The organism is Azotobacter chroococcum (genome assembly GCF_002220155.1).
Classification (GTDB): Bacteria; Pseudomonadota; Gammaproteobacteria; order Pseudomonadales; family Pseudomonadaceae; genus Azotobacter; species Azotobacter chroococcum.
This window is the reverse complement of sequence record NZ_CP011835.1, coordinates 590,750-617,500: the sequence shown is the minus strand read 5'-3', so window position 1 is coordinate 617,500 and position 26,751 is coordinate 590,750. Positions and strand designations below refer to the sequence as shown.

Annotated in this window: 25 protein-coding genes and 4 pseudogenes; 11 read left to right on the top strand and 18 right to left on the bottom strand. The window is 65.7% G+C overall.

Translation table 11 applies throughout. The features are described 5' to 3' along the window. Window positions 1-10: 10 nt before the first annotated feature. Window positions 11-201: pseudogene (locus ACG10_RS02895) on the bottom strand (IS3 family transposase); the annotation flags it as partial. 387 nt (window positions 202-588) lie between these two features. On the opposite strand from ACG10_RS02895, the gene ACG10_RS02885 reads away from it, so the two are divergent. Continuing rightward, the gene (locus ACG10_RS02885) at window positions 589-879 is read left to right on the top strand and encodes an integrase core domain-containing protein (protein ID WP_089167060.1); all 291 of its coding nucleotides are present in this window, start codon (window positions 589-591) and stop codon (window positions 877-879) included. Between the two features lie 58 nt (window positions 880-937). Here ACG10_RS02885 and tyrS read toward each other — a convergent pair whose 3' ends face one another. Both tyrS and ACG10_RS02875 read right to left on the bottom strand, forming a co-directional pair. After that, complete coding sequence (gene tyrS, locus ACG10_RS02880; RefSeq protein WP_089167059.1) at window positions 938-2,137, bottom strand: tyrosine--tRNA ligase; 1,200 nt, start codon at window positions 2,135-2,137, stop codon at window positions 938-940. A 340-nt stretch (window positions 2,138-2,477) separates the two neighbouring features. Then, a pseudogene (locus ACG10_RS02875) lies at window positions 2,478-3,542 on the bottom strand (transposase); the annotation flags it as partial. 581 nt (window positions 3,543-4,123) lie between these two features. On the opposite strand from ACG10_RS02875, the gene ACG10_RS02870 reads away from it, so the two are divergent. The 3 genes and pseudogenes from ACG10_RS02870 to ACG10_RS02860 all read left to right on the top strand — a co-directional run bounded on the left by ACG10_RS02870 (window position 4,124) and on the right by ACG10_RS02860 (window position 8,009). Then, window positions 4,124-5,581 (top strand): peptidoglycan DD-metalloendopeptidase family protein, encoded by a 1,458-nt coding sequence (locus tag ACG10_RS02870; RefSeq protein ID WP_089167058.1) that lies wholly within the window; start codon window positions 4,124-4,126, stop codon window positions 5,579-5,581. Between the two features lies 1 nt (window position 5,582). Continuing rightward, complete coding sequence (locus tag ACG10_RS02865; protein WP_089167057.1) at window positions 5,583-6,677, top strand: anhydro-N-acetylmuramic acid kinase; 1,095 nt, start codon at window positions 5,583-5,585, stop codon at window positions 6,675-6,677. A gap of 128 nt (window positions 6,678-6,805) precedes the next feature. Beyond that, a pseudogene (locus ACG10_RS02860) lies at window positions 6,806-8,009 on the top strand (ISL3 family transposase). 52 nt (window positions 8,010-8,061) lie between these two features. On the opposite strand, the pseudogene erpA reads toward ACG10_RS02860, so the two are convergent. Together erpA and argC are read right to left on the bottom strand one after the other, a co-directional pair. Then, window positions 8,062-8,411 (bottom strand): annotated as a pseudogene (gene erpA / locus ACG10_RS02855) (iron-sulfur cluster insertion protein ErpA). Between the two features lie 145 nt (window positions 8,412-8,556). Further along, window positions 8,557-9,591, bottom strand: coding sequence for an N-acetyl-gamma-glutamyl-phosphate reductase (argC, locus tag ACG10_RS02850; protein WP_089167056.1), 1,035 nt, complete (start codon window positions 9,589-9,591; stop codon window positions 8,557-8,559). Between the two features lie 134 nt (window positions 9,592-9,725). On the opposite strand from argC, the gene hemJ reads away from it, so the two are divergent. The 3 genes from hemJ (at window position 9,726) to coq7 (ending at window position 11,350) form a co-directional block, all read left to right on the top strand. Then, window positions 9,726-10,154 carry a protoporphyrinogen oxidase HemJ gene (gene hemJ, locus ACG10_RS02845; RefSeq protein WP_089167055.1) on the top strand — a complete coding sequence of 143 codons (429 nt, stop codon included), beginning with the start codon at window positions 9,726-9,728 and terminating at the stop codon, window positions 10,152-10,154. Between the two features lie 123 nt (window positions 10,155-10,277). Then, window positions 10,278-10,616: a histidine triad nucleotide-binding protein gene (locus ACG10_RS02840; protein ID WP_089167054.1), complete on the top strand. Its 339-nt coding sequence runs from the start codon at window positions 10,278-10,280 to the stop codon at window positions 10,614-10,616. A gap of 86 nt (window positions 10,617-10,702) precedes the next feature. Further along, entirely contained in the window at window positions 10,703-11,350 is a 648-nt protein-coding gene (coq7, locus tag ACG10_RS02835; RefSeq protein ID WP_089167053.1) for a 2-polyprenyl-3-methyl-6-methoxy-1,4-benzoquinone monooxygenase, read from the top strand. A gap of 84 nt (window positions 11,351-11,434) precedes the next feature. On the opposite strand, the gene speD is transcribed toward coq7, so the two are convergent. Both speD and ACG10_RS02825 read right to left on the bottom strand, forming a co-directional pair. Further along, a complete protein-coding gene (gene speD / locus ACG10_RS02830) occupies window positions 11,435-12,229 on the bottom strand; it encodes an adenosylmethionine decarboxylase (RefSeq protein WP_039801640.1) in 795 nt (264 codons plus the stop codon). A gap of 216 nt (window positions 12,230-12,445) precedes the next feature. After that, window positions 12,446-12,868 carry an OsmC family protein gene (locus ACG10_RS02825; protein WP_039801639.1) on the bottom strand — a complete coding sequence of 141 codons (423 nt, stop codon included), beginning with the start codon at window positions 12,866-12,868 and terminating at the stop codon, window positions 12,446-12,448. A gap of 228 nt (window positions 12,869-13,096) precedes the next feature. Here ACG10_RS02825 and crp point away from each other — a divergent pair, with 228 nt between their 5' ends. Next, window positions 13,097-13,744, top strand: a complete 648-nt coding sequence (crp, locus tag ACG10_RS02820) for a cAMP-activated global transcriptional regulator CRP (RefSeq protein WP_039801637.1) — start codon at window positions 13,097-13,099, stop codon at window positions 13,742-13,744. A 46-nt stretch (window positions 13,745-13,790) separates the two neighbouring features. Here crp and trpC read toward each other — a convergent pair whose 3' ends face one another. The 5 genes from trpC to ACG10_RS02795 form a co-directional block, all read right to left on the bottom strand. Then, entirely contained in the window at window positions 13,791-14,591 is an 801-nt protein-coding gene (gene trpC / locus ACG10_RS02815; RefSeq protein ID WP_039801636.1) for an indole-3-glycerol phosphate synthase TrpC, read from the bottom strand. Further along, on the bottom strand, window positions 14,588-15,634 hold the full coding sequence (trpD, locus tag ACG10_RS02810; RefSeq protein ID WP_089167052.1) for an anthranilate phosphoribosyltransferase: 1,047 nt from the start codon (window positions 15,632-15,634) through the stop codon (window positions 14,588-14,590). Before trpD ends, trpC begins: the two co-directional genes overlap by 4 nt. Next, on the bottom strand, window positions 15,634-16,227 hold the full coding sequence (locus ACG10_RS02805) for an aminodeoxychorismate/anthranilate synthase component II (RefSeq protein ID WP_089167051.1): 594 nt from the start codon (window positions 16,225-16,227) through the stop codon (window positions 15,634-15,636). The genes trpD and ACG10_RS02805 overlap by 1 nt, the downstream gene beginning before the upstream one ends. Window positions 16,228-16,655: 428 nt before the next feature. Next, window positions 16,656-17,045 carry a hypothetical protein gene (locus ACG10_RS02800; protein ID WP_157731363.1) on the bottom strand — a complete coding sequence of 130 codons (390 nt, stop codon included), beginning with the start codon at window positions 17,043-17,045 and terminating at the stop codon, window positions 16,656-16,658. Between the two features lie 314 nt (window positions 17,046-17,359). After that, entirely contained in the window at window positions 17,360-17,551 is a 192-nt protein-coding gene (locus ACG10_RS02795; protein ID WP_089167050.1) for a hypothetical protein, read from the bottom strand. 20 nt (window positions 17,552-17,571) lie between these two features. Between ACG10_RS02795 and ACG10_RS02790 the strand changes: the two genes are divergently transcribed. Beyond that, window positions 17,572-18,330 (top strand): tetratricopeptide repeat protein, encoded by a 759-nt coding sequence (locus ACG10_RS02790; RefSeq protein ID WP_089167049.1) that lies wholly within the window; start codon window positions 17,572-17,574, stop codon window positions 18,328-18,330. A 249-nt stretch (window positions 18,331-18,579) separates the two neighbouring features. After that, entirely contained in the window at window positions 18,580-19,188 is a 609-nt protein-coding gene (locus ACG10_RS02785) for a DedA family protein (protein WP_089167048.1), read from the top strand. Between the two features lie 85 nt (window positions 19,189-19,273). Here the strand turns inward: ACG10_RS02785 and ACG10_RS02780 are convergent, their stop codons facing one another. The 6 genes from ACG10_RS02780 to acsA form a co-directional block, all read right to left on the bottom strand. Continuing rightward, a complete protein-coding gene (locus tag ACG10_RS02780) occupies window positions 19,274-20,704 on the bottom strand; it encodes an RtcB family protein (RefSeq protein ID WP_089167047.1) in 1,431 nt (476 codons plus the stop codon). Between the two features lie 67 nt (window positions 20,705-20,771). Further along, complete coding sequence (locus ACG10_RS02775) at window positions 20,772-21,023, bottom strand: acyl carrier protein (RefSeq protein ID WP_089167046.1); 252 nt, start codon at window positions 21,021-21,023, stop codon at window positions 20,772-20,774. 11 nt (window positions 21,024-21,034) lie between these two features. After that, complete coding sequence (locus ACG10_RS02770; RefSeq protein WP_089167045.1) at window positions 21,035-22,177, bottom strand: dihydrolipoamide acetyltransferase family protein; 1,143 nt, start codon at window positions 22,175-22,177, stop codon at window positions 21,035-21,037. Between the two features lie 109 nt (window positions 22,178-22,286). Then, the gene (locus ACG10_RS02765) at window positions 22,287-23,264 is read right to left on the bottom strand and encodes an alpha-ketoacid dehydrogenase subunit beta (RefSeq protein WP_039801624.1); all 978 of its coding nucleotides are present in this window, start codon (window positions 23,262-23,264) and stop codon (window positions 22,287-22,289) included. Then, window positions 23,261-24,247, bottom strand: a complete 987-nt coding sequence (pdhA, locus tag ACG10_RS02760; RefSeq protein ID WP_039801622.1) for a pyruvate dehydrogenase (acetyl-transferring) E1 component subunit alpha — start codon at window positions 24,245-24,247, stop codon at window positions 23,261-23,263. Before pdhA ends, ACG10_RS02765 begins: the two co-directional genes overlap by 4 nt. Beyond that, window positions 24,244-26,004, bottom strand: a complete 1,761-nt coding sequence (acsA, locus tag ACG10_RS02755) for an acetate--CoA ligase (RefSeq protein ID WP_089167044.1) — start codon at window positions 26,002-26,004, stop codon at window positions 24,244-24,246. Before acsA ends, pdhA begins: the two co-directional genes overlap by 4 nt. A gap of 264 nt (window positions 26,005-26,268) precedes the next feature. Here acsA and ACG10_RS02750 point away from each other — a divergent pair, with 264 nt between their 5' ends. Further along, the gene (locus ACG10_RS02750; protein ID WP_089167043.1) at window positions 26,269-26,622 is read left to right on the top strand and encodes a diacylglycerol kinase; all 354 of its coding nucleotides are present in this window, start codon (window positions 26,269-26,271) and stop codon (window positions 26,620-26,622) included. Window positions 26,623-26,751: the final 129 nt, after the last annotated feature.

Sequence of the window (26,751 nt, the reverse complement as noted above, 5' to 3'; positions counted from 1 at the left end):
GCCATACCGAGACTTTCACTGGGCGTCCCCCGGCAAAAAGGGTGAGTGCGCAATCCATTTTCGCGAGCGGGTCACCTCGACAGCTTCCTTGAGGATTTCCGCTTCCATCGTCCTCTTGCCCAGCAGCCGCTGCAGCTCGCGAGCCTGCTTCAACGCATCAGCCAGTTCGGAAGCCGGAACCACGGCCTCGCCAGCACTGACTACCCTCTGTCGTGCCGAAAAAGCGGCGTCGTCGAACATGCAGCCTTGGTAGCCCAGATACAGACAGTCGTCAGCGCGCTGACCAGCCATGGTTACCGTCGCGCCTGGGGCCTGCTGCACCGGCAGCACGAGCGACAGGGTCAGCTGCCGGTCAATGTGAAACGGGTTTTCCGCGTCATGCGCGACCACAACCCGCTGCTGGAGCGGCGACGCAAGCAACCGGGCGTAGCGCGGCGTCACATGAGGGGCGGGTGGCCGTGTCGGCGAGCAATACTCGCTGGCGCTCCGATGGCTTCGAGTTTTGCCGTGAGGATGGCGCCAGGCTACTGGTGACCTTCGTCCGGGAGTGCTGCGACCGCGAAGCCATCGGCTGGGTGGCCAGCCTCCATGACTACAGTGAGTGGCGACGACATCCGCGACATCATGCTGGAGTCCGTGAAAAAGCGCTTTGGCCAGCAGCTGCCTGCCACGCCGTTGCAATGGCTGAGCGACAACAGCTCAACCTATACGGCGACGATGAAGCGCGGCTATATCACCCATATACCCAAGCCAGATCGAGCGACGGCGCTGCGCAACTTGGCCATTGCCTTCGAGCATTACAACGAACAGCATCCGCATAGCGCCCTGAAACACTGCTCGCCGCGGGAGTTCAGGCGCCTGGCAAAGGCATTAACTTAACGGGGTGCCGGTGTCTAGTTTGATAGAGGCAAGTCCACATGACCAGCCCCTTGCTATATTACTCAGCCTTCAAGACAACCCTAGCGAAAGATTTCTTACCCGCTTGACAGATATGCGCCGCACCTCGCTGGAACAAGAAGCTGCGATCAACCACAGCACCATCCACCTTCACCCCGCCGGAGCCGAGCAGATCACGCGCCATAGCAGCGTTCCTGACCAAGCCTGCCTTATTCAGAACAGCAGCAATCGGCATATCCTCTGTCGAGAGCAATTCGATTACAGGCAAGTCTTCAGGCAGTTCACCATCCTTCATGCGATTCCCAGCCGAACGATGAGCATTGACCGCCGCCTCTTCGCCATGGAAACGAGCAACAATTTCCTCAGCCAGCTTGATCTTGATATCCCGCGGGTTGGCTCCCCGGTCGACATCGAGCCGAAAGGCTTCGATTTCCTCCATCGAGCGAAAGCTCAGGAGCTCGAAATACCTCCACATCAACAAATCAGGGATGGACACCAGCTTGCCATACATGATGCCAGGCGACTCTTGAATGCCGATATAATTGCCCAGTGACTTGGACATTTTCTTCACGCCATCTACCCCCTCAAGCAGGGGCATGGTGACTATGCACTGAGACTTCTGACCATAGGCACGCTGCAGTTCGCGCCCCATCAACAGATTGAACTTCTGGTCCGTCCCCCCCAGCTCGACATCGGCATGCAAGGCAACCGAGTCATATCCTTGTACCAGAGGATAAAGAAACTCATGAATTGCGATCGACTGATTTGCAGCGTAACGCTTACTGAAATCGTCGCGCTCAAGCATGCGCGCCACCGTGCAATGGGAGGTAAGCCGAACAAAGTCAGCAGGGGTCAGCTGCTCAATCCAGCTAGAATTGAAAACCACCTCAGTCTTGCTCGGATCAAGGATCTTAAAAACCTGAGCCTTGTAGGTTTCAGCATTCTCCAACACTTGATCACGAGTCAAAGGTGGCCGGGTGGCGCTTTTACCGCTGGGATCACCGATCACTCCGGTGAAGTCGCCAATAAGGAAAATCACTTGGTGCCCCAAGTCCTGAAACTGGCGCAGCTTGTTGATGAGTACGGTATGCCCAAGATGCAGATCCGGAGCAGTGGGATCAAAACCTGCCTTGACTCGCAGCGGCTGGCCACCTTTCAGCTTTTCGACCAACTCAGCCTCGACCAAGACTTCATCTGCACCGCGCTTGATCAGCGCCAACTGCTCTTCAATCGACCTCATGAGAACCCATCAGCCACAAAAGGAAAAGGTAGCAACATTACAAGATTACCCGCAAATTACAAGGCTCAGCAGACAGGGCAATCGCGCTACCTCCCTCTTGCATTGGGCGACGACTACCGGTAGCCGATGAAACTTTTCCGAGCGCCTCTCATTCCGCCCAACCCCAGCCCTACTTCGCAAGTTTTCGACTTTTTGGGAGGCGGCGATGAGCGCCGAACACCCTGGAAGCAGAGTGGGTCACCGCGGCTCTTTCACCCAAGCTCGGCGTGGCAAATGCGGCGGACCTGCCGAAGCCTTCCGGACGCGTCGCGCGGGCGGTTGGCCGGGGGCCTCCGCCGCTTCAGACCACTTCGCCCATGCCTGCCGCCAACCCGGACACCAGTTCGAGCATCCGCATCAGATTGCGCGCCAGCGCATACGCAGCATACTCCCGCCCCTGTCGAGCCCACACATATTGAAGCGCTGCAAACCGCGGTTGCGCGCCAGGGCGTTGACACACTCGGCAGTAGCTGCGCGCTCCTTGTAGACCGCCTTGCCGGCGTCCGTACCCATGCGTTGTCGCCAGGCGGCGATGGGACCGATGTCGCCGGAACAGGGGGCATGCCGATCACCCGCGGGGCCCTGGGTTTCCGGCACCGGCGCATACACCGTGGCGCCCAGGGCCAGAGTCCCGATGTCGTCGAGCCTGGCGAAACCGCCGTCCACCAGCAGCTCCGGCGGGCGGTGCGCATAGCGCTGTTCGATCTGGCGGACCATCGGCACCATCTGCCCTTGGTCGCTGCCGCTGTCGGCGACGTCCACGCCCACGATCACCTGGCTGGCCGTGTCGCTGGCCAGCTGCGCGTTGTACGCTGGACGAAAGCCGCCGCCGGCCATCTTCATCACCCGGGCCTGGGCATCGGTGGTGGAGGCCCGCGCCGTGTCGGCTGGCTTCCCTTGCGCCTGCTTGATCCCTTCCAGCTTCGGCAGTTGGGCCAGCGCCTGAGCAATGCGCTGCTCGCGCCGCTTGTCGACGCCGGCTGGTGGCTTTCGGATCGTCATGCACTTCGCGCCGAACGCCTCGACCTGCTGGCGCGCCTGCGCCTGGAATGCTGCAGCCGCGCCTTGCGTCGGAACGATGTCGCCCCGGCGCGCGCATCCCATCCTGCGCCACACGTTTGAGTGTTACCGCGCCACAGGCCAGCAGACTCGCCACGCTGGCCGTCAGCAACTCGCCCAGAATACGCGCCCTGGCCCACCTGGAAGTCCGACAGCGTATGGTGGTTGACCGGCACGCACCACACAGCCAGCGATAGGCATCGTGCGTCTCGCACAGCTGCGCCAGCGCCCACGCGCTGCCGCCCTCTTCCAGCGTCGCATAAAGCCACAGCGACAACAGAATCTCCGGCGCAATGGTGCTGCGTCCGGAATCGGTAGATCCTCGAGCAACTTCCCGCTGTCGCCTGTCATCGCTCGCCTCCCCAAACGTTCGTGCTTACTCCGCCGAAACATCGCGTCAGGTGGTTTTTCCACAGTCTCTGACTGGCGCCGCGGACCCAGCGGAAGGAGCTGACGGCACTGGGGCGACTGGAGTCAATTCACCAAGTGGGCGGCCAGGAAACACGCGAGCGCCACTATTTCCTGAGCTCGATTGGCGTTCTGGAGTGGTTTGCCGGCATGGCGCACGAGCAGTGGGCCATCGAGAACAACCAGCACTGGGTGCTGGCTGTGCAGCTCTGGGGGAGGATGCCAATCACAGCCGCAAGGATCACTCGACCAGCAATCTGGCCGCGCGGCGCTGAACCTGATACAGCAGAACGACAGCAGCCAACTAAGCGTCGGCACGCGGCGCATGCGGGCCTGCACCAATGCCCAGCACCGAACCCAATTGCTGTTTGGGCCGGGACCTTTAATAGCGCCACTACTCTGCCACACGCCTTTCAGGGTTGCCTCATAGGCAGTTTGATTATATTTTAGGCAGTTACTGTAACCTAAACACCCTCTGCCATGACTCAAAAAGACACCAAAGCCCCGCTCTACCCCAAAAGCCATATCCTGGCTGCCAGTGGTGTAGCAGCGCTGCTAAGCCTGGCCTTGCTGGTGTTCCCGTCGCGGGAGGTCGAGGCAAAGAAGCCTTTCATTCATCCAGAAATGGAGAGTGCTTCGAGCCAAATCGAAAAAACAGACGATCAAGAGCCAGAATCGCCGTCCATCGACGCAGCGGCGCTGCCTTTTGCCATGCTCGAAAGCTCCATGGATAGGCAACCCGTCACCACGGAGCAGTCCACAGAGCAGCCTTCTCAGCAGACAGGAAGAGATGCTCCTTCCGCCACCGTAGCGACAGCTCCCTCCGCGCCGGCATCCCCCAAAGTGGTTACCGCAGGCAAGGGCGATACCCTTTCGACCGTGTTTGCCAAGGCCGGAGTTCCTGCCTCCACCCTGCAGGAAATCCTTGGCAGCAGCAAGGAAGCAGCCAGGCAGCTGGGGCACATCAAAGCCGGGCAAAAGTTTGAATTCACGTTTGCCGCCCATGGCGAACTGCAAGCCCTGCACGCCAAGCTAGACAAGCTGAAAACCATAGAGATCCGCAAATCTGCCCAAGGGTTTTCCGTCAAGCATGAGACTGTCAAACCCGAGATGCGCACCGTCTATGCGCGAGGGGTCATCGACAGCTCCCTCTTTCCCGCAGCCAAGAAGGCCGGTCTCAGCCACAGCATGGCCCTGACCCTATCGAACATTTTTGCCTACGACATCGATTTCGCTCAGGACATCCGACGCGGCGACGAGTTCGAGGTGATTTACGAGGAAAAGCGCCTTGGCAGCAAACGTCTGCAGCAAGGCAATATTCTTGCCGCCCGCTTCGTCAATCGAGGCAAAACCTACACTGCCGTTCGCTATACCAACAAGCAAGGCGCCACCAATTACTATACCGCCGACGGCAACAGCATGCGTAAGGCCTTTATCCGTACGCCTGTGGACTTTGCCCGTATAAGCTCACGCTTTTCCAATGGCCGTCGCCATCCCATTCTCAACAAGATCCGCGCCCACAAAGGCGTTGATTATGCAGCTCCTCGCGGTACGCCGATTCGCGCGACCGGCGATGGAAAGGTGAAGCTCGCAGGCCGCAAGGGCGGCTACGGCAATACCGTGATCATCCAGCACGGTAACCGCCAGCAAACCCTGTATGCACACATGCAAGGCTTTGCCAAAGGGGTCCGTACGGGCAGCACCGTCAAACAAGGCCAGATCATTGGCTATATTGGGACCACAGGCCTATCGACTGGACCTCACCTCCACTATGAGTTCCAGATCAATGGCGTCCATGTCGACCCTCTGTCGCAGAAACTGCGCATGGCCGACCCGATCGTCCGAGGCGAAAAGCAGCGATTCCTGCAGCAGACTCAACCGCTGATGGCGCGAATGAATCAGGAAAAGGCCACGATGCTGGCCATGGACAAACGCTGACATGGCGCTTTACTTGGGGGTGATGTCAGGCACCAGCCTGGATGGGATAGACATCGCCCTCATCGACCAGGAGGATACCCATACCCGCCTCCTCGGTACGCACTATTTATCCATGCCCGCGGATCTCCGTACCGATCTGTTGGCCCTCTGCTCTCCTGGCCCCGATGAGTTGGTGCGGGCAGCACTTGCCGAGCAACACTGGGTGCGCCTGGCCGCGCAGGGAATCGACAGCCTGCTCAAACAGCAGCGTATCCAACCCGCTCAGATTCGCGCCATCGGTAGCCACGGACAAACCGTTCGCCATCACCCAGCACAGGGCGTCACCATCCAGATCGGCAATCCGGCCTTGCTGGCTGAATGCACCGGCATCAGCGTCGTCAGCGACTTCCGACGACGCGACCTGGCCGCCGGAGGCCAGGGCGCCCCACTGGTACCGGCTTTCCATCAGGCGCTATTTGCAGACGACAACAGCCAGCGTGCCATCCTCAACATTGGCGGCTTCAGCAATCTGACCCTGATCGAGCCAGGAAAACAGGTCTACGGCTTCGATTGCGGTCCCGGCAATGTTCTTCTGGACGCCTGGATTCAGCACCAGCAAGGCCTCGAGTTCGATCGTGGCGGCAACTGGGCAGCCAGCGGCCAGGTACAGCCGATCCTGCTGAAGACACTGCTTGGCGACCCCTTCTTTCTGACTCAAGGCCCGAAAAGCACAGGTCGAGAGCTGTTCAACATGAGATGGCTGAGCCAGCAACTGGCCAAACTGCCAGCCATGATGCCGGAGGATGTACAGGCCACCCTGCTCGAGCTTACCGCCACCAGCATCTTCGACGCCCTGCAAGCAGCTCAGGACAGAACGGATGAGCTACTTGTCTGCGGTGGCGGAGCCCACAATCGAACGCTCATGAAGCGACTGGCCGAGCTGCTGCCTGCTACCAGGGTAGCCAGCACCGAGGCTTACGGGATCTCCCCGGACTGGATCGAGGCCATGGCCTTCGCCTGGCTGGCCCATTGCTGCCTGGAAGGCATACCCGCCAACCGGCCTAGCGTGACCGGTGCGCAAGGGCCGCGAATCCTGGGCGCCATCTATCCTGCCTGAGCCCCGAGGCGGCGCGCAGACAAATAAAAGGTTCTTCGCGGGATCGTGGGGAAGAGCGGATTGACAGACAGGGAAGCAGGTAAATTGGCAGTCGCCAAACACACCAACGCCTGCCCCCTGCTGTCATCGTGCATCCTATTGATCTTGCTGCTTTCTGGCCAGGCTACGACGTCGTAGCCTGCAGCCACTCCGCCGAAAACACCCTTACGCTGACCCTCGAACCTCGAGCGGCCGACCTGCCACGCTGTGGTCGCTGTCAGCAGCCCAGCCCCCTGGTCCATGACCGACGCATTCGCCTCGTTCGCGACCGGGATCTGCTCGATCAGCGCGTCCAGCTGCGACTCCCCGTGCGTCGAGTGGACTGCCTGACGTGTGGGCGAGTTACCGAACCCATCTCCTGGCTGGCCCCGGCTTCGCGGCTGACCCGCCGGCTGTGCACCTGGATCGAAAGCCTGCTGCAGCTGCTGCCCATCAGCCATGTCAGCCGGCTCACCGGGCTGCACTGGCACACCCTCAAGACGCTGGACAAGCGGCGGCTGCAAGCGGCGTTCGGCACCTTCGAACCGGGCGATGTGCGCCGTCTGGTGATGGACGAGTTTGCTCTGCACAAAGGCCATCGCTACGCGACGGTGATCATGGATGCCGAACGTACCCGCGTCCTGTGGGTCGGCCTGGGCAACAGCCGCAAGGCCATACGCCCGTTCTTCGAGCAACTCGGCGAGCGCTGCCAGCAGATCGAAGCCGTGGCGATGGACATGAACACGGCCTTCGATCTGGAAGTGAAACAGCACTGCCCTCAGTGCCGAGGTGGTGTACGACTTGTTCCACGTGGTCGCCCGCTACGGACGCGACGTGATCGACCGCATCCGGGTAGACCAGGCCAATGCCCTGCGCCATGACAAGCCCGCTCGCCAAGTGGTCAAGCAGAGTCGTTGGCTGCTGCTGCGCAACCGGGAGAACCTGAAGGAGGATCATGCTGTTCGACTGCAGGAGTTGCTGGCAGCCAACCAGCCACTGGCCACGGTCTATGTGCTCAAGGATGCGTTGAAGGAGGTCTGGTACGCGCCCAGCGTACGGGAGGGCTGGCGGCGCTGGCGAGCCTGGCTAAGGCATGCACGGGAGAGCGGCTTGGCGCCGCTACAGCGCTTTGCCCGCAACCTCCAGCGTTATGCCCGGGGCATCCTCGCCAGCGCACGATTCCACATGCACACCAGCCTGCTGGAGGGGGTGAACAACCGGATCAAGGTGATCAAGCGCATGGCCTATGGCTTCAGGGACTCCGATTACTTTTTCCTGAAAATCAAGGCCGCCTTCCCCGGGAAAATGCGATGAACCAATAAAAACGCCACCTCGAAGGTGGCGTTTCAACTAACCAGATGCAGCCTCAGACCGAAAAGGACTGGCCACAGCCACAGGTGGTCGCGGCATTGGGGTTCTTGATCACGAAGCGCGAACCCTCCAGCCCCTCCTGATAATCGACCTCGGCCCCGGCCAGATACTGAAAGCTCATCGGATCGACGACCAGGCTGACGCCCTCTCGCTCGACGATGGTGTCGTCCTCGGCGACCTCCTCATCGAAGGTGAATCCGTACTGGAATCCCGAGCATCCCCCGCCCGTGACGAATACACGGAGCTTCAGCCGCGGATTGCCTTCCTCGCTGATCAGGGTCTTCACCTTGTTTGCGGCCCCGGCGTAAAGAGCAACGGAGTCGGGGTGAAGGTTTCAACGGTCATGCTGGTGACTCCCCGGCGCCATGCGCCCTAACTAACATTGAACCGGATTATCCACCTGCGCGAAAAACCCGGTCAACAGACTGCCTGCCAATCCGCCCCATTAGCGGGCCTTACCGGCGGCCGGGCAGGGCCATCCTCTTCGTGATTAGGGCAGCAAGGCGGCATGGGCCAGGCCAAGCCGCTCATCCAGACCGAAGAGGATGTTCATGTTCTGCACCGCCTGCCCGGAAGCTCCCTTGACCAGATTGTCGATCACCGACAGCACTACCACCAGATCGCCGCCCTGCGGCCGGTGCACGGCGATGCGGCAGACGTTGGCCCCCCGCACGCTGCGGGTTTCCGGATGGCTGCCGGCCGGCATCACATCGACAAAGGGCTCGTTGGCGTAGCGCTTCTCGTAGAGCGCCTGGAGATCCATGGAACGGTCGGCGACGGTCGCATACAGGGTGGCATGGATGCCGCGGATCATCGGCATCAGGTGCGGCACGAAGGTTAGCCCGACCTCGCCCCCGGCCGCACGACGCAGGCCCTGGCTGATTTCCGGCAGGTGACGGTGGCCCTTCACCGCGTAGGCCATCATGCTTTCGCCGGCCTCGCAGAACAGCGAACCGACCTTGGCCCCGCGGCCTGCGCCGCTGACCCCGGATTTGCAGTCGGCAATCAGCCGTGCGTTGTCGGCCAGACCGGCCTCCAGCAACGGCAGGAAGCCCAGCTGGGTCGCCGTCGGATAACAGCCGGGGACGGCGATCAGGCGTGCCGTGCGGATCTGCTCGCGATTCACCTCGGGCAGGCCGTAAACCGCTTCCGGCAGCAGCTCCGGGGCACCATGCGGCTGACCATACCAGCGGGCCCACTCCTCGGCATCCTGCAGCCGGAAGTCGGCGGACAGGTCGATCACCCGGGTGCCGGCAGCCAGCAACTCGCCGGCCAAGGCATGGGCGACGCCATGCGGCGTGGCGAAGAACACCACATCACAGCTGCCCAGAATGGTGCTGTCCGGCACACTGAAGGCCAGCTCGTCATAATGGCCGCGCAGATTCGGGTACATATCGGCGACCTTCACCCCCGACTCCGAACGCGAGGTGATCACCGCCACCTCCGCCTGGGGATGCTGCGCCAGCAGACGCAGCAGTTCGACCCCGGTGTAGCCCGTGCCGCCAACGATACCAACCTTGACCATAAACCCGCCCTCGCCTCAAGCCACTGAAAGGGTGCCGATGATAAAGCCCCGGCCGGCAGCCGGCCAACCGCCCGGATGACGTGCGCCACCGCCTGCCACTAGTATTCCGACTTTACCGCTACCGGGAGTGCCCCATGCTCTACCTCTGGCTGAAAGCCCTGCATATCATCGCCGTCGTCTGCTGGTTCGCCGGACTCTTCTACCTGCCGCGCCTGTTCGTCTACCACGCCATGAGCGAGGACCAGACCAGCCGCGAGCGCTTCTGCGTCATGGAGCGCAAGCTCTACCGGGGCATCATGAATCCCTCGCTGATCGCCACCCTGCTGCTCGGCGCAGGGCTCATCGCACTGAACCCAGGCTACTACTTCAGTCAAGGCTGGATGCACGCGAAGCTCACGGCGGTCCTTCTGCTGATCGGCTACCACCATTCCTGCGGCCTCCAGCTCAAGCGCTTCGCCAGCGGCGAAACCCCGCACGGCCATGTGTTCTTCCGCTGGTTCAACGAGATTCCCGTGCTCTTCCTGCTGGCCATCGTGATCCTGGTCGTGGTGCGCCCCTTCTGAATGCACACGGTTCAATCCCCGTCCGATACGCTTGCTCCACCCTGGTTCCACATCAGCCCTCTGGCTGCTGTGGAGCGCCCCCGTTAAACTCGGAGTACCTCACAACAGGCAGGGAGACTGTCCGTGGACTGTCTATTTTGCAAGATCGCCGCCGGGGAGATCCCTGCGCGCAAGCTCTACGAAGACGATCAGGTCGTCGCCTTCCACGACATCGGCCCGCAGGCGCCGGTGCATTTCCTGGTCATTCCGAAGCGGCACATTGCCACCCTCAACGACCTAAGCGAAGAAGACCGGCTGCTGGCCGGACACATGCTCTTCACCGCCCAGCGCCTGGCCAGGGAGCAGGGCTGCGAGGAAGGTTTCCGCGTGGTGATGAACTGCAACGAGCAGGGCGGACAAACCGTCTACCACATCCACATGCATGTGCTCGGCCAGCGCCAGATGCACTGGCCACCGGGCTGAACGGCCCAGCGCCGCAGCCGCGGCGCCCTCCCCAAGCGCCACCCTGCCCGGGTCAAACTGCCCGGCATGAATTCTCCGGAGGTTCCATGGCCAACGAACGCCACTATTCGGCCGCCGACCGCCTGCTGCTGCAGGCCGATGCAGCCCTGCGCACCCTGCTGCCCTTCAGCGGCAAGCCCTATCGCCCGTCTCCGGCCCAGAGCGAACCGGAAACCCAGCTCGATGCCGGCCAGGCCCGGCATGTCGCCGGCCTCATGCGCGTCAATCACACCGGCGAGGTCTGCGCCCAGGCGCTCTACCAGGGTCAGTCGCTGACCGCCCGGCTGCCACAGGTACGCAGCGCCATGGAGCAGGCCGCCAACGAGGAAGTCGATCACCTGGCCTGGTGCGAACAGCGCATCCGCGAGTTGGACAGCCGACCCAGCCTGCTCAACCCCTTGTTCTACGGCCTGTCCTTCGGCATCGGCGCAGCGGCTGGTCTGATCAGCGACCGGATCAGCCTGGGCTTCGTCGCGGCAACCGAGGACCAGGTCTGCAAGCACCTGGACGACCACCTGGGCCAGTTGCCGGCGGAAGACCGGAAATCCCGCGCCATCCTCGAGCAGATGCGCATCGACGAGCGGCAGCATGCCGCGACCGCCCTCGAGGCCGGCGGCCTGCGCTTCCCGGCGCCGGTCAAGTTCGGCATGTCCCTGCTGTCCAAGGTGATGACCAAGACCACCTACCGGATCTGATGGCACAGGGTATCGAGCAAGACAAAGGGCGCCTATGGCGCCCTTCGTGCTCTCTAGATCCGCGGCCTGAGGCCCGCCGGCGTCTCAATGCGGCATGTTGCGCGCATAGAAGATTTCCAGCATTTCGTGGCGCAGACGCTCCTCCACCTGCTTGCGCTGCTCGCCGGACAGGTTGCGGGTAGCATCGCCGAACAGATAGTTGTCCAGGTCGAAGTCCTTGAGCAGCATCTTGGTGTGGAACATGTTCTCCTGATACACGTTCACGTCGGTCATCTGGTAGGCCGCACGGGTATCCGCGGAGAGATACTTCTGGATCGAGTTGATCTCGTGATCGATGAAGTGCTTGCGGCCCTCCACGTCGCGGGTGAAGCCGCGCACCCGATAGTCCACGGTGACGATGTCCGAGTCGAACTGGTGGATCAGGTAATTGAGCGCCTTCAGCGGCGAGATCACCCCGCAGGTGGACACATCGATATCCACCCGGAAGGTGGCCAGGCCATCGACCGGATGGATTTCCGGATAGGTGTGCACGGTGATGTGACTCTTGTCCAGATGCGCCAAAATGGTTTCCGGCAGCGGCCCCGGCGACTCCTCGATCTGGCTTTCGGTCGGCTCGACCGGCTGCTCGGAGATCAGGATGGTCACGCTGGCCCCCTGGGGATCATAGTCCTGGCGGGCGATGTTCAGCACATTGGCGCCGATGATGTCGACAACATCGGTGAGAATCTGCGTCAGCCGCTGGGCATCGTACTCTTCGTCGATATACCGGATGTAGGCCTGCTGGTCTTCCGGCGTTTCCGCGTAGCAGATGTCGTAGATGTTGAAGCTCAAGGTCTTGGTCAGGTTGTTGAACCCGTGGAGCTTGAGTTTGCTTTTCACCGTTTGGGAACTCTCAGTCGATGCGGCCCCGCCGCGTGATTGGGCATGCCCGTCAGATGCGCGGGCGGCATCTGCGTAGGACGGTTAACACCTCTTCGCGTTGGCGATTATGGTTGTGCTGCCAGGGTTCGATGCCCCTGAAAATGGGGGCGAATTATGCAGAGCCACGCGGCACGACGCCAGCGTCCGCGCAGCCCTCGCGATGTCCGGGAGGATTCAGCCGAGTTCGACGATTTCGTAGTCGTGGCTGATCTCCACCCCGGCGCGGCCCAGCATGATGGAGGCGGAACAGTATTTCTCCGCCGACAGCTCCACAGCCCGCTTGACCTGCGCCTCCTTCAGCCCCCGCCCCTTGACCACGAAATGCAGATGGATCCTGGTGAACACCTTGGGATCCTCGCCGGCCCGCTCGGCCTCCAGGAAGGCCTCGCAGTTCTCCACCGCCTGCCGCGACTTCTTCAGGATGCTCACCACATCGAAGCTGGAACAGCCGCCCAGGCCAAGCAGCAGCATCTCCATCGGCCGGATGCCGAGGTTGCGCCCGCCATTCTCCGGCGGACCGTCCATGACGACCGCATGGCCGCTGCCGGACTCGCCGATGAACATGGCCTCGCCGGCCCATTGAATGCGCGCTTTCATCCCAGACTCCCTTGCTGAAAATGCCGCGGATTCTAGCACAGCGCCCCTTGCCCACCGCCGCAGCCCGAAAGACGGGAAAGATCAGGGGAGATGTTCGCTCCATCACAAATCGGAGCCGGCATGGCACGTGCGTCTGTTAAGCTGCCATCAGTTTACTGGCACACTTAAGCCACAAGTAGAAAAACGCCAGACGACAAGGACCAATCTTCATTCCAAGGGGACTCCCGCGTGGTCGCTCTCACCCTTCTTCCACCCAAGCTCAACAATCACGACAAACTGCTCGCCCATTGCCATCGGCGCCGCTATACCGCCAAGAGCACGATCATCTATGCGGGCGACCGGTGCGAAAGCCTGTTCTTCATCATCAAGGGCTCGGTCACCATCCTCATCGAGGACGATGACGGACGCGAGATGATCATCGCCTACCTGAACGCCGGGGACTTCTTCGGCGAAATGGGCCTGTTTGACAAGGAGGGCAGCGAGAAGGAACGCAGCGCCTGGGTCCGCGCCAAGACCGAGTGCGAAGTGGCGGAGATCAGCTATGCCAAGTTCCGCGAACTGGCCCAGCAGGACCCGGAAATCCTTTATGCCCTCGGCCGGCAGATGGCCGACCGCCTGCGCAACACCACCCGCAAGGTCGGCGACCTGGCCTTCCTCGACGTCACCGGCCGCGTGGCGCGCACCCTGCTCGACCTGTGCAAGCAGCCCGACGCCATGACCCATCCCGACGGCATGCAGATCAAGATCACCCGTCAGGAAATCGGCCGCATCGTCGGCTGCTCGCGGGAAATGGTCGGCCGCGTGCTGAAGAGCCTGGAGGAACAAGGCCTGGTTCACGTCAAGGGAAAGACCATGGTGGTCTTCGGCACCCGCTGAGGCCCCTCCGCCAGCCCGGCGCGCAACACGCCGGGCCGCAAGGCTCTTAGCTCGGGAAGAACAGCCGGCGCAGCTCGGCCCCCGGCTTCTCGGCACGCATGAACGCCTCGCCGACGAGGAAGGCGTACACCCCACTGACCTCCATCAGCTCGACATCGGCGCGGTTGAGAATGCCGCTCTCGGTGACCACCAGACGGTCCCGCGGCACCTTCGGCAGCAGGTCGAGGGTGGTTTCCAGGCTCACCTCGAAGGTGTGCAGGTTGCGGTTGTTGATGCCGATCAGCGGCGTTTCCAGTTGCAGCGCCCGCTCCAGCTCGGCGCCGTCATGCACCTCCACCAGCACGTCGAGACCGACCTCCTTCGCGGTGGCGGCCAGCTCCAGCATCTGCTCATCACCCAGCGCGGCGACGATCAGCAGCACGCAATCGGCACCCAGCGCACGGGCCTCGACCACCTGATAGGGATCGATGAGAAAATCCTTGCGGATCACCGGCAGGCCGCAGGCCGCACGGGCCTCCTGCAGATAGGCGTCGCTGCCCTGGAAGAAGTCCACGTCGGTCAGCACCGACAGGCAGGTCGCTCCGCCCTCCTCATAGCTCCTGGCGATCTCCGCGGGGATGAAATGCTCGCGCAGCACGCCCTTGCTCGGCGAGGCCTTCTTGACTTCGGCGATCACCGCCGGCTGCTTGCGTCCAACCTGCGCCTGCAGGGCCGCGGCGAAGCCGCGCGGAGCACTGGCGGAACGGGCCAGCGCCTCGACCTCGGCCAACGGGACACGGGCGCTGCGCTCGGCGACTTCCTCGACCTTGCGCGCGATGATCTTTTCCAGAACGGTGGGCAGGCTCACGCTTGATTCTCCTGACGAAAGACGGCGGTGATGGATACCAGTTCCTCCAGCTTGTCGCGCGCCAGCCCGGTGTGCAGAGCGTCGTGGGCCAATGCCACGCCTTCCTTCAGGCTGCCGGCCTGGTCGGCGGCATAGAGCGCGGCACCGGCGTTGAGCACGATCATCTCGGCGGCCTTCTGGCCGTTCTCGGTCTTGCGCCGACCGAGGGCATCGCGAATCAGCGCCAGCGACTCCTGCGGCCCCTCCACATCGAGGCCGATCAGGCTCTGGCTCCTGATGCCGAAATCCTCCGGCTGGACGAGGTACTCGTCGATCTGGCCGTTGCGCAGCTCGGCAATGTAGGTCGGCGCGGCCAGGCTGATCTCGTCCAGACCGTCCTGGGCATGCACCACCAGCACATGCACGCTGCCCAGACGGGCCATCACCTCCGCCAGTGGCCGGCACAGCGCCTGGCTGAAAACGCCGAGCACCTGATGCTTCACCCCGGCCGGATTGGTCATCGGCCCCAACATGTTGAACAGCGTGCGCAGGCCGAGTTCACGGCGCGGACCGATGGCATGCTTCATCGCGCCGTGGTGGGCGGGAGCGAACATGAAGCCGACACCGACCGACTCGACGCAGCGCGCCACCTGCTCGGGGGTCAGGTCCAGGTAGACTCCGGCGGCCTCCAGCAGGTCGGCGCTGCCGCTCTTGCCGGAGACCGCGCGGTTGCCGTGCTTGGCCACCCGGCCGCCGGCCGCGGCGACGACGAAGGCCGCGGCGCTGGAGACGTTGAAGATGTTCATGCCGTCGCCGCCGGTGCCACAGGTGTCGACCAGATGCGCGGCGTCGATCCGCACCGGCGCGGCCAGCTCGCGCATGACCCGCGCGGCGCCGACGATCTCGTCGATGCTCTCGCTCTTCATGCGCATGCCCATCAGGAAGGCGCCGATCTGCGCGTCGGTGCACTGGCCGGTCATGATCTGGCGCATCACGTCCTGCATCTCCGCCGTGCTCAGGTCAAGACGCTCGGCCACCCGTGCCAGGGCTTGCTTGATGTCCATCAGCGCACGCCTCCATTCTGCTTCAGGAAGTTGGCGAACAGCTCGTGCCCCTGCTCGGTGAGAATAGACTCGGGATGGAACTGCACGCCCTCGATGTTCAGGGTCTTGTGGCGCAGGCCCATGATCTCATCCACGGCGCCGTCCTCGAACTGCGTCCAGGCGGTGATCTCCAGGCATTCCGGCAGGGTTTCGCGCTTGACCACCAGCGAATGGTAGCGGGTCACGGTGAGCGGATTGTTGAGGCCGGCAAACACTCCCTGGTCCCGGTGGAATACCGGGCTGGTCTTGCCGTGCATGGCCACCCGCGCGCGCACCACGTCGCCGCCGAAGGCCTGGCCGATGCTCTGGTGGCCGAGGCAGACGCCGAGGATCGGCAGCTTGCCGGCGAAATGGCGGATCGCCTCGAGCGACACCCCCGCCTCGCTGGGCGTGCAGGGTCCGGGCGAGATCACCAGGCGTTCCGGGCGCAGGGCCTCGATCGCGGCGATGCTCAGCTCGTCGTTGCGGATCACCTTGACCTCCGCTCCCAGTTCGCCGAGGTAGTGGACGACGTTGTAGGTGAAGGAATCGTAGTTATCGATCATCAGCAGCATGATAGGCGTAACCCCTTGATATTACTGCTTTTTACTTGGCACCCTCTGCTTTCGTACCCGCTTGTGTAGCCGCTGTTTTTCGCTGGGCCATCTGACGATAAGGCGGGTCGGTAGAAAACGGAGAAGCAGCGAATACGCTCCGGCGAGCCGGAGAACAAGGAGGTCAGGCGCGCCAACGCCAGTGGGCATGGGCTTTGATGACTCGCATCAGAAGGGTGCAGGACGTCACGGATACTCTCACGGTTCATCCCCGCACACGCGGGGAACACGGTGCCCATCTTACTACGCTGAACGCTTCTCGCCTCGCCGTTCTGAACAGTCTCGTGTCATCGCCTCCGAGTGCCTCTCCAACCCCGCCGCCGAATCGCACGCATAAAAAAGCCCCCGCCGGAGTGGCGGGGGCTCGGGTGTTTCGACCTGTCGGCGGATCAGAGGCCGTTGTAGGCGAAGGAGTCGGCGGTTTCGGGGGTCCAGCCGTACGGACGCGGGCGGTTGCCGTGGATCACGACCTTTTCGCCATCGGCGAAGACGTAGTTCGGCGAGCGGTATTCCTTCAGTTCGCCGCTGTCGGTACGCACCAGGTAGATGCGCTCGCTGGCACCCAGGGCCTCCTGACCGGAACCGCCGAACAGCGCACCAAAGCCTGCACCGAGCACCGCACCGATCGGACCGCCGACAGCGCCGGCCATCATGCCGTTCATGCCGCCCGCAGCCTGGCCGGAGGTCTCGCTCGTCACTTCCCGGACGATTTCGGCAGCATTGACAGTACCGACGGAGAGCATGCCGATGGTCAGGGCCAGAATTCCGAATTTTTTCATGGCGGTTTCCCCAGAGCGAGACGAGCGGTCGTTACCAGTCGATTCCATCGAGACGAGGTGTGGCGCTGTTATCGCCGTTGTTTCGTCTCCCTTGGTTTGTAAACTACCGCTTTCATTGACATGAATCAATAAAACAATCGCCCCCTCATGCTTAAGGAGGGGGGCTCCCAAGGGCCGGCAAGGCAGCGCCTCCAGCCGCGCGCTTCGCAGAAGATAGCCAACCAACTGATTTGCAAGAAAAAGCCGAGCAGACCGGGACTTGCGTCCAATTTCTGAGGCCTTGACTCAACTTTTTCACTTCGGCGCGATCGCACTCACCCGCTGCTGCTCAGCGTTCGCAGCGTCCCGAGGCCGAGCATTCCGAACAGATGCTCGAAGAGCACGTCGTCGAGCGACGACAGCGGCGCCGGATCGGTCCACCGCAGCAGGCGGACGAAGGCAGCAGTGCGAGCACCGGCACGAAGCGGGCGCGCTATGATCGCGCCCGCTTTCCACACCTGCCGCAAACGAGACGACCCTCCCCGCCATGCTCAAGACACCCTTCAGGATTTCCGGCCTGTGGCCGGCCCTGCTGCTCTGGACCCTCGGCGCGGCCCTGCCCGCCGGCGCCGCGCAGGAAAATCAGGCCGTGATCGCCCTGCTGAAAAGCGCCATCGAGGAATTCAGCGCCGGGCGCCCCGAGCAGGCCGCGTCCGCCCTGGAACGGGGGCTGCGCATCGAGCCTAACAATGCCATCCTCTGGCACTACCTGGGACAGACCCGCCTGCATCAGGGGCATTATCAGGAGGCCGGGTCCCTGGCCGCCAAGTCCAACACCCTGATCGGCGACAACGACGCCCTGCGCGCGCGCAATGTCTGGCTGATCGCTGCCGCCCGGCAGGCCGCCGGCCAGAACCGCACGCCGAGCGCCAGCGACGGCGGGCAAGCGGCCCTGCAGCAGCGCCTCGACGAGGAAACCGAACGGCGCCGGCAAGCCGAGGCCGAGGTCGCCGCCCTGCGCGAACGGCTGGAGCAGGCGCAATGCACGACCACCAGCCAGGCGCCGATACCCTCCGGCACACCCGGACAGTCCCGCCCGGAGCGCTCCCCTGCCGATATGCAGGACGCCGCGCCCGGCCTGGCCCATGACCGGAGCGCGCCGTCGGTTCCGACCAGCCACTGGCCCCCAGCGGGCAAGTGCCGCATCTGGTTCCCGGACCGTCCGCCGGGGCAGCAGCCGCCGCCGGGCGACTGCCGGACGCTCAAGCGCCAGCTTCCCGCCGGCGCCTGGCTGGTCGGCTCCTGAACAGGCATCGAATACCGTTGCGGCCAGCGGACCATGCGCGTGCAGGACAAACCCTCTCGCCCGCCTCAATGGCTGCGCCTGGCCATCGACCACGGCGTCAGTCCTGGGCGTCATCCGACCGACGCCCCCTGACAACCCCTCAAGAGCGCGTGCGAGCGTTTAGCCTGGCAGTCCGCGCCCCTGTATCATGAAGGGGTAATTCAGAACACCGCTCAGCAACCCCAGGCGCGCAGGCGCAAGAGACCTCCCATGTTTGACGGCATAGTCGACTTCATCGCCCAGACGGGCTACCTCGGCGTATTCCTCCTGATGGTCCTGGAAAACCTCTTTCCACCCATCCCCTCCGAACTGATCATGCCGCTGGCCGGCTTCGCCGCTGCCAAGGGCGACCTGAGCGCGTCCGGCGTGCTGCTGGCGGGAACGGCAGGCTCGGTGTTCGGCGCATTGCCCTGGTACTACGCCGGCTATTTCTTCGGCAGCGAACGGCTGAAGCGGCTGGCCGGGCGCTTCGGCCGCTGGATGACCATTTCCCCGCAGGAAGTGGATAGCGCCTCGGCCTGGTTCGAGCGCCACGGCTGGAAGGCCACGCTGTTCGGCCGGCTGATCCCGGCGATCCGCACCCTGATCTCGACGCCCGCCGGCATGGTCGCCATGCCGATGCGCGCCTTCCTGTTCTACTCGACGCTCGGCTCGCTGGTGTGGATCGCGGCGCTGACCAGCGCAGGTTATCTGCTGCACGGGCAATACCATGTGGTCGCCGACTACATCGACCCGCTGTCCAAGGTGGTGGTGCTGGCGGTGGTCGGCCTGTACCTGTACCGCCTGCTGACCCACAAGGGCACCGACGCCGAAGCCTGAACCGGCCCGGCGACAGGCTCGTCGTCCAGCCCGGGGCACGCGCCCCGGGCTTTTTGTTTCCGGTGCCCGGCATGCCGGGCACGGCTCAGCCCTTGATGCACACCAGCGGCCTGAGCCGCGCCACCCGCCGCGCCAGCCCCGCCTGCTCAGCGGCCTCGACCACCGCGCCGACGTCCTTGTAGGCCAGCGGCGCCTCCTCGGCCACGCCGCGCAGGCTCGGGCTGCGGATCAGGACGCCGCGCCCCGCCAGTTCGTCCACCACCGCGCGCCCCTGCCAGCGGCGCAGCGCCTCGTGGCGGCTCATCGCCCGCCCGGCGCCGTGGCAGGCCGAGGCGAAGGCGCGCTCCTCGTCGCCGCCCGCGCCGGCCAGCACCCAGGACGAAGTGCCCATGCTGCCGCCGATCAGCACCGGCTGGCCGACCTGGCGGTACTCCGCCGGCAGCTCGGCATGCCCGGCGGCGAAAGCGCGCGTCGCCCCCTTGCGATGGACGAACAGGCGCCGGTGCCGGCCGCCGACGAGGTGGCGCTCCTCCTTGCAGGTGTTGTGCGACACGTCGTAGAGCAGCGGCATGGCAATGCCGGGGAACAGCTCGGCAAAGGCCTCGCGCGCCAGCTGGGTGAGGATCTGCCGGTTGGCCAGCGCGCAGTTGATCGCCGCGCGCATGGCGCCGAGATAACGCTGGCCCAGCTCGGACTTCAGCGGCGCGCAGGCCAGCTCGCGATCCGGCAGGGCGATGCCCGCCTGCGCGGCGGCGATCACCATGGCGCGCAGGTAGTCGGTGCCGATCTGGTGGCCCATGCCCCGCGAGCCGCAATGAATGGTCACCAGCACGTCGCCCTCGGCCAGACCGTAGGCCTGGGCCGCCATCGCATCGAACAGCGCGTCGACCACCTGCACCTCCAGATAGTGGTTGCCCGAGCCGAGGGTGCCCATCTCGTCGCGCTGGCGCTTCTTCGCCTGCTCCGAGACGGCGGAAGGATCGGCGCCGGCCATGCAGCCGGACTCCTCGATGCGCGCCAGATCGGCCTCGCTGCCGAAGCCTTCCTCGACCGCCCACTTCGCGCCGCCGCGCAGCATGGCGTTCATCTCCTGAGGCCTCAGGCGCAGCGCGCCGGTGCTGCCGAGTCCGGCCGGGATGCGCCGATAGAGCACGTCGGCCAGGCGCGTCTTCAGCGCCGCCAGGTCGGCCAGCCCGAGTCCGGTGTGCAGGCTGCGCACCCCGCAGGAGATGTCGAAGCCGACCCCGCCGGCCGACACCACTCCGCCCTCCTCAGCATCGAAGGCCGCCACCCCGCCGATCGGGAAGCCGTAGCCCCAGTGCGCATCGGGCATGGCGTAGGAGGCCTCGACGATGCCCGGCAGGCTGGCGACATTGGCGACCTGCTCGCCGACCTTGTCGTCCATCGCCTCGACGAGTGCCTGCGAGGCGAAGATCACCCCCGGCACGCGCATCCGCCCACTGGCCGGCAGCTCCCATTCGAAGGGGCCGCGCTGGCGAAACTGCGAGAGGTTCATGATTCAGTCTCCTGCGGGAAGCAGTCGCCTGACTATAGGTCAGCGACTGCGGCACGGCAGGGACCGGTCATCCGGCCGCCAACCGCTGCCCCACATAGGCCAGCAGCGCATCCAGGCTGGTGAGCTGCTGGTAGTCGGCCTCCGGGATGTTCACCCCGAGGCGCTGGTGCAGGGCGGCGAGAAAGCGCAGCCAGTCCATCGAGTCGAGGTCGACCTCGTCGCGCAGCGGGCGGTCGCCGCGCAGGCTCTCGGCTTCGACTTCCGGGGCGATGCCCTGCAGGGCTTCGAGCACTTCGCGGCGGATCTGCGCATCGTCCATCGTCGGATTCCTCACAGGCTGTCCGGGGTCTGCAGCAGGCGGCGCACCTCGCCGAGAAAGCGCGCGCCGTAGTGGCCGTCGCTGGCGCGGTGGTCGGCGGCCAGGCTGAACTGGGCACTGGGCATCACGCACAGCCGGCCCTCCTCCACCCAGGGCCGCTCGGCGATGCGGCCGACGCCGACCAGCGCCACCTGCGGCGGGTAGATCACGCCGAACACGCTGTCCACGCCCTGGTCGCCGAGCTGGGTGACGGTCAGGCTGGCGTCGGACAGCTCCGAGCTGCGCAGCGAGTAGCTGCGCGCGCGCTGCACCAGATCGCCCAGTTCGGTCATCAGCTGCTCCAGCGGCTTGTCGGCCACATCGTGCAGCGCCGGGGCGATCAGCCCGCCCTGGCGCAGGGCGACGGCCACGCCGAGGTGGATGCCGGACGCCGCCCGGAAGGCGCCATCCTGCCAGTAGCCGTTGAGCTGCGGATAGTCGCGCAGGGCCAGGGCGACGGCCTTGAGCAGCAGCACCCCGGGCAAGAGGCGCTGCTCGGGCGGCAGCCCGGCATTGTGCGCCGAAAGCCAGGCCATGGCGGCGCCCAGCGGCACCGTCTCGCTCAGGTAGTAATGGGGAATCTCGCGCTTGGAACGGCTCATCGCCGCGGCGATGGCCTGGCGCATGGCGGCCTGGCGGTCGACGGGCGCGGCCGGTTTCGCCGCGGCCTCGACGTCGGCCAGGCTCACCGCGCCCTGCGGGCCCGTGCCGGTCAGGGCGCCGGCATCGATGCCCAGCTCGGCGGCGCGCTTGCGCGCGGCGGGGGAGATCCGCGCGCGGCTGGCGGGTGGTGCGACGGGCGTGGCCGTACCTGGCGCAGGTGCCGGCTGGGGCGGCTTCGCGACGCGTGCGGGGCGCTGCACGGTTTCCGGGGTTTCCCCGGCCTCCAGCAACGTGGCGATGGGCGTGCCCACCGGCACCTTGTCGCCCGGCTGGATCAGCAGGTCGAGGACGGTGCCGTCCTGCCAGCACTCCACGTCCACCGCCGCCTTGGCGGTGTCGACCACTGCGACCACCTGGCCGCGCCGGACCGCCTCGCCCGGCGCGATCCGCCATTCCAGCAAGGTGCCCTCGTCCATGTCGGCACCGAGGGAGGGCAGCTTGAATTCGATCATCGGTCCTCCGTGCGCGGTAGTGCGTAGGGTGGGAAACTGCCGAAGGCATTTCCCACCGTCGAACACGGCTGCGGTGGAAAATCGCTGCGCGAGTTTTCCACCCTACGTTTCAGGCCCGGCCGAGCAGCTCCCTGGCCGCCGCCACGATGCCCGGCACCTGCGGCAGCGCCGCCTCCTCCAGGTGCTTCGCGTAGGGGATCGGCACCTCCAGGCTGCACACCCGCGCCGGCGGGGCGTCGAGGTCATAGAACGCCTGCTCGACGATCCGCGCGATGATCTCGGCGGACAGGCTGCCGCTGCGCCAGCCCTCGTCGACCACCAGCGCACGGCGGGTCCTGCGCACCGAGGCGAGGATGGTGGCGTCGTCCAGCGGGCGCAGCACGCGCAGGTCGAGCACCTCGGCGGAAATGCCCTCGCCGGCCAGCTGTTCGGCGGCGGACAGCGCCTTGCCGAGGGTGCCGCCATAGGCGATCAGGGTCAGGTCCTTGCCCGCCCGGCGCACCCGTGCCGAGTGGATGTCCACCACTTCGCGCTCGTCCAGCTCGCCCTCGAGGTTGTACAGCGCACCGTGCTCGAAGAGCAGCACCGGGTCGGGGTCCTGCAGCGCCGGCCAGAGCATGCCGCGGGCATCCTCCAGGGTCGCCGGGGCGAGGATCTTCAGGCCCGGGATGTGCGCGTACCAGCCCTCCAGGCTGTGCGAGTGCTGGGCCGCCAGCTGGCGCCCGGCGCCGGTGGCCATGCGCACCACCAGCGGCACCGAGAACTGCCCGCCGGACATGTGCCGCAGGGTCGCGGCGGTGTTCATCAAGGGGTCCAGCGCCAGCAGGCTGAAGTTCACCGTCATCACCTCGACGATCGGCCGCAGGCCGCCCAGCGCCGCGCCGATGCCGGCGGCGACGAAGGCCAGCTCGGAGAGCGGCGTGTCGCGGATGCGCTGCTCGCCGAACTCCTCCAGCAGGCCCTTGGACACCGCATAGGTGCCACCGTAGCGGCCGACGTCCTCGCCCATCAGGAACACCCGCGGATCGCGGGCGAGCGCCTCGCGCAGGCCCTGGCGCAGGGCCTCGCGGTAGGTGGTGCGGCTCATGGCGACCGCTCCGGGGTGTAGACGTCGTTCATCAGCGTCTCGACCGGCTCCAGGCTGGCGGCCTCGGCGAAGGCCACCGCCGCCTCCACCTCGGCCGCCGCCTCGGCCTCCAGGGCGAGAAAGCCCGGCTCGTCGAGCAGCCCCTGGGCCTTCAGCTGCGCGCTGTAGCTGTGGATCGGCCCGCGCTTCTTCCACTCCTCCACCTCGGCCTTGTCGCGGTACAGCTCGGGGTCGAACATCGAGTGGGCGCGGAAGCGGTAGGTGCGGAACTCGAGAAAGCACGGGCAGTGGCCGGCATGCACCTGCTCCACCGCGGCGCGGGTCGCCTCGTGCACGGCGACCACGTCCATGCCGTCCACCGAGCGGGCCGGCACCCCGAACGCCTGGACCTTGGCGCACAGGTCGGTCTGCGCCTGCGAACGCGCCAGGGCGGTGCCCATGGCGTAGAGGTTGTTCTCGCAGCAGAACAGCACCGGCAGCTGCCAGAGCGCGGCGAGGTTGAGCGACTCGGCGGCGGCGCCCTCGGCCAGCGCGCCCTCGCCGAAGAAGCAGGCGGTCAGCCGCTTGCCGCCCAGCATGCGCTCGGCCAGCGCCAGGCCGACCGCCAGCGGGATGCCGCCGCCGACGATGGCGTTGCCGCCGAAGAAGCGCGTCCTGGCGTCGAACAGGTGCATGGAGCCGCCGCGCCCGTGCGAGCAGCCCGCCTGCCGGCCGTACATCTCGGCCATGATCGCGTTCATCGGCACGCCCTGCAGCAGCGCGTGGCCGTGCTCGCGGTAGGTGGCGACCACCGCGTCGTCCGCCGCCAGGGCATGCAGCGCGCCGACCGCCACCGCCTCCTCGCCGATGTACAGGTGCAGGAAGCCGCGGATCTTGCCCTCGCCGTACAGCTCGGCGGCGCGCTCCTCCAGGCGGCGAATGCGCAGCATGTCGTGCAGAAGGCCGAGGGCGAAGTCCTGCGGGTAGGGGACGGGCGCGATCATGTCGGGTTCTCCAGGGTCGAGGTGTCGCCCTCCGGCAGGCCCAGCTCGCGGGCCTTGAGCAGGCGGCGCATCAGCTTGCCGCTGCGGGTGCGCGGCAGACTCGGCAGGATGTCCAGCTCCTTGGGCGCCACCGCCGCGCCGAGGCGCTTGCGCGCGTGGCCGAGCAGCTCGTCGTGCAGCGCCGCGCCGGCCGCGAAGCCGCCCTTGAGCGAGACGAAGGCCTTCACCGTCTCGCCGAGGATCGGGTCGGGCTTGCCGATCACCGCCGCCTCGGCCACCGCCGGGTGCTCCAGCAGCGCGCTCTCCACCTCGAAGGGGCCGATCAGATGGCCGGCGGACTTGATCACGTCGTCGCTGCGGCCGACGAACCAGTAGTAGCCGTCGGCGTCGCGGCGGGCCAGATCGCCGCTCAGGTACCAGTCGCCGGCGAAGCAGCGCCGGTAGCGTTCGTCCTGGCCGAGGTAGGCGCGGAACATGCCGGGCCAGGGCTGCTTCAGCGCCAGCTCGCCGATGACCTCATCGCCGAGGAAGTCCAGCGCGCCGTCCTCGCGGCGCTGGACGATGGCCGCCTCGATGCCCGGCAGCGGCCTGCCCATCGAGCCGGGCTTGATCGGCATGGCCGCGGTGTTGGCCAGCATGATCCCGCCGGTCTCGGTCTGCCACCAGTTGTCGTGGATCGGCAGGCCGAGCACCTCCTGGCCCCACCACACCGCCTCGGGGTTGAGCGGCTCGCCGACGCTGGCGACGAAGCGCAGGTTCGGATGGCGGTGCCTGCGCGCCAGTTCGGCGCCGGCCTTCATCAACAGGCGGATGGCGGTCGGCGCGGTGTACCAGACGCTGATCCGCTCGCGCTCGAGGATGGCGTACCAGCGCTCGGCGTCGAACTCGGCGCAGTCGACCACGCTGGTGACGCCGAGCAGCAGCGGGGCGAGGATGCCATAGGAGGTGCCGGTGACCCAGCCGGGGTCGGCGGTGCACCAGAACACGTCGCCCGGATGCAGGTCGAGGGCGTACTTGCCGGTGACGTAGTGGGTCAGCGCCGCGCCGTGCACGTGCAGCGCGCCCTTCGGGGTGCCGGTGGTGCCGCTGGTGAAGTGCAGCAGCGAGGGGCTGTCGGCGCGGGTCGGGGCGACCTCGAACTCGTCGGCGGCCTCGCCCAGCAGGCGGTGCAGGTCGTGGGTGCCCGCCACCTGCACCGCGCCGTTGTCCTCGTCGTAGAGCAGCACGTGCCTGAGCCGCGGCAGCCGCGCGCGCAACGCCGCCACCTTGCGCCGGTACAGCGCCGTGCTGGTCAGCAGCACCTCGCCCTCGCCGAGGCGCAGGCGGGTTTCCAGGGGCTCCGGGCCGAAGGCGGCGAACAGCGGCGCGACCACGCAGCCGCACTTGAGCCCGCCGAGCACGCCGAGGTACAGCTCCAGGCCACGGTTGCACAGCACGAACAGCCGCGCGCCGGGCTTCACGCCCAGCGAGGTCAACAGGTTGGCGAAGCGGCTGGTCAGCCGGCCCAGCTCGCCGTAGCTGACCTCGCGGCGGCGCTCGCCCCGTTCGAGCAGGCGCAGGGCGACATGGGTGCGGCGCGGTCCGGCGGCATGCCGGTCGACCGCCTCGAAGGCCAGGTTCAGCCCGCCGCCGGGCAGGCCGGAGAGACCGGTCGCCTCGACCTGCCAGGAGAAGGCCGCGCGGGCCGCGGCGGTGTCCGGCCAGTTGGGGGTCTGGCGCAGGTCGGCGGGGGTTTTCTCGATGATGGCCGGGCGCATGGGAACTCTCCCTCGGGCGATGCCATCTTCAGCGTAGTGAGCGCCCGGCGAGTTCGCCGGGCCATTCGTGCTCCCGCCGTCCGCTCAGCCGGCCTGCTCTGCTCCATCGATGATCGATGGAGGCCAGCATCGCCAGCAGGATCCTCTCCGGGGGTGGCGGATCGTCCATGGCACGGGCCAGTGCCTGCAGCAGGGCGGGACGGACCGCACCCGCCGGCTGGCCGATACTGGACGGGACATCGGAAGCGCTGGAGGAGACCGGGGATGAAGGGCCAACCATTCGGCAAGCGCCTGGGCTTCGCCCTGCACGGCCTGCGCCTGGCGGTGGCGCGGGAGCGGAGCCTGCGCACTCATCTGCTGGCCGCCACCGCGCTGCTCGCGGTGCTGCTGGCGACGCGCCCGGCGCCGCTGTGGTGGGTGCTCCTCGCCCTGGCGGTGGGCCTGGTGCTGGTCGCCGAGCTGTTCAACAGCGCCCTGGAAACCCTGCTCGACCACCTGCATCCCGGCCAGCACCCGGAAATCGGCACGGCCAAGGACATCGCCGCCGGCGCCGTCCTGGTGGCCTGCGCGGTCGCCGTGCTGGCCGGGGCCGCCTTCCTGCTGTACGGGCTGGCATGAGCGGGGAGGACTTTGCCGGACGGCTGGTCCAGACTGCTCAGATGGCCGCCGCCCTTGCGCTGCGCCGGCCCCACCATCGGGAGCTTGACTCTGGTATCCAGCAACCTGTGCAAAGGTGAATATGGGTGA

Coding starts and splice junctions, on each gene's coding strand:
- ACG10_RS02800 (WP_157731363.1), bottom strand. CDS start 17,045: ATGAAAAAATTCGGAATTCTGGCCCTGACCATCGGCATGCTCTCCGTC.
- tyrS (WP_089167059.1), bottom strand. CDS start 2,137: ATGAGGTCGATTGAAGAGCAGTTGGCGCTGATCAAGCGCGGTGCAGAT.
- trpD (WP_089167052.1), bottom strand. CDS start 15,634: ATGGACATCAAGCAAGCCCTGGCACGGGTGGCCGAGCGTCTTGACCTG.
- ACG10_RS02785 (WP_089167048.1), top strand. CDS start 18,580: ATGTTTGACGGCATAGTCGACTTCATCGCCCAGACGGGCTACCTCGGC.
- hemJ (WP_089167055.1), top strand. CDS start 9,726: ATGCTCTACCTCTGGCTGAAAGCCCTGCATATCATCGCCGTCGTCTGC.
- ACG10_RS02865 (WP_089167057.1), top strand. CDS start 5,583: ATGGCGCTTTACTTGGGGGTGATGTCAGGCACCAGCCTGGATGGGATA.
- ACG10_RS02765 (WP_039801624.1), bottom strand. CDS start 23,264: ATGAGCCGCACCACCTACCGCGAGGCCCTGCGCCAGGGCCTGCGCGAG.
- ACG10_RS02805 (WP_089167051.1), bottom strand. CDS start 16,227: ATGCTGCTGATGATCGATAACTACGATTCCTTCACCTACAACGTCGTC.
- ACG10_RS02780 (WP_089167047.1), bottom strand. CDS start 20,704: ATGAACCTCTCGCAGTTTCGCCAGCGCGGCCCCTTCGAATGGGAGCTG.
- ACG10_RS02825 (WP_039801639.1), bottom strand. CDS start 12,868: ATGAAAGCGCGCATTCAATGGGCCGGCGAGGCCATGTTCATCGGCGAG.
- argC (WP_089167056.1), bottom strand. CDS start 9,591: ATGGTCAAGGTTGGTATCGTTGGCGGCACGGGCTACACCGGGGTCGAA.
- ACG10_RS02775 (WP_089167046.1), bottom strand. CDS start 21,023: ATGGACGATGCGCAGATCCGCCGCGAAGTGCTCGAAGCCCTGCAGGGC.
- pdhA (WP_039801622.1), bottom strand. CDS start 24,247: ATGATCGCGCCCGTCCCCTACCCGCAGGACTTCGCCCTCGGCCTTCTG.
- ACG10_RS02770 (WP_089167045.1), bottom strand. CDS start 22,177: ATGATCGAATTCAAGCTGCCCTCCCTCGGTGCCGACATGGACGAGGGC.
- ACG10_RS02870 (WP_089167058.1), top strand. CDS start 4,124: ATGACTCAAAAAGACACCAAAGCCCCGCTCTACCCCAAAAGCCATATC.
- ACG10_RS02750 (WP_089167043.1), top strand. CDS start 26,269: ATGAAGGGCCAACCATTCGGCAAGCGCCTGGGCTTCGCCCTGCACGGC.
- acsA (WP_089167044.1), bottom strand. CDS start 26,004: ATGCGCCCGGCCATCATCGAGAAAACCCCCGCCGACCTGCGCCAGACC.
- coq7 (WP_089167053.1), top strand. CDS start 10,703: ATGGCCAACGAACGCCACTATTCGGCCGCCGACCGCCTGCTGCTGCAG.
- ACG10_RS02790 (WP_089167049.1), top strand. CDS start 17,572: ATGCTCAAGACACCCTTCAGGATTTCCGGCCTGTGGCCGGCCCTGCTG.
- ACG10_RS02885 (WP_089167060.1), top strand. CDS start 589: ATGACTACAGTGAGTGGCGACGACATCCGCGACATCATGCTGGAGTCC.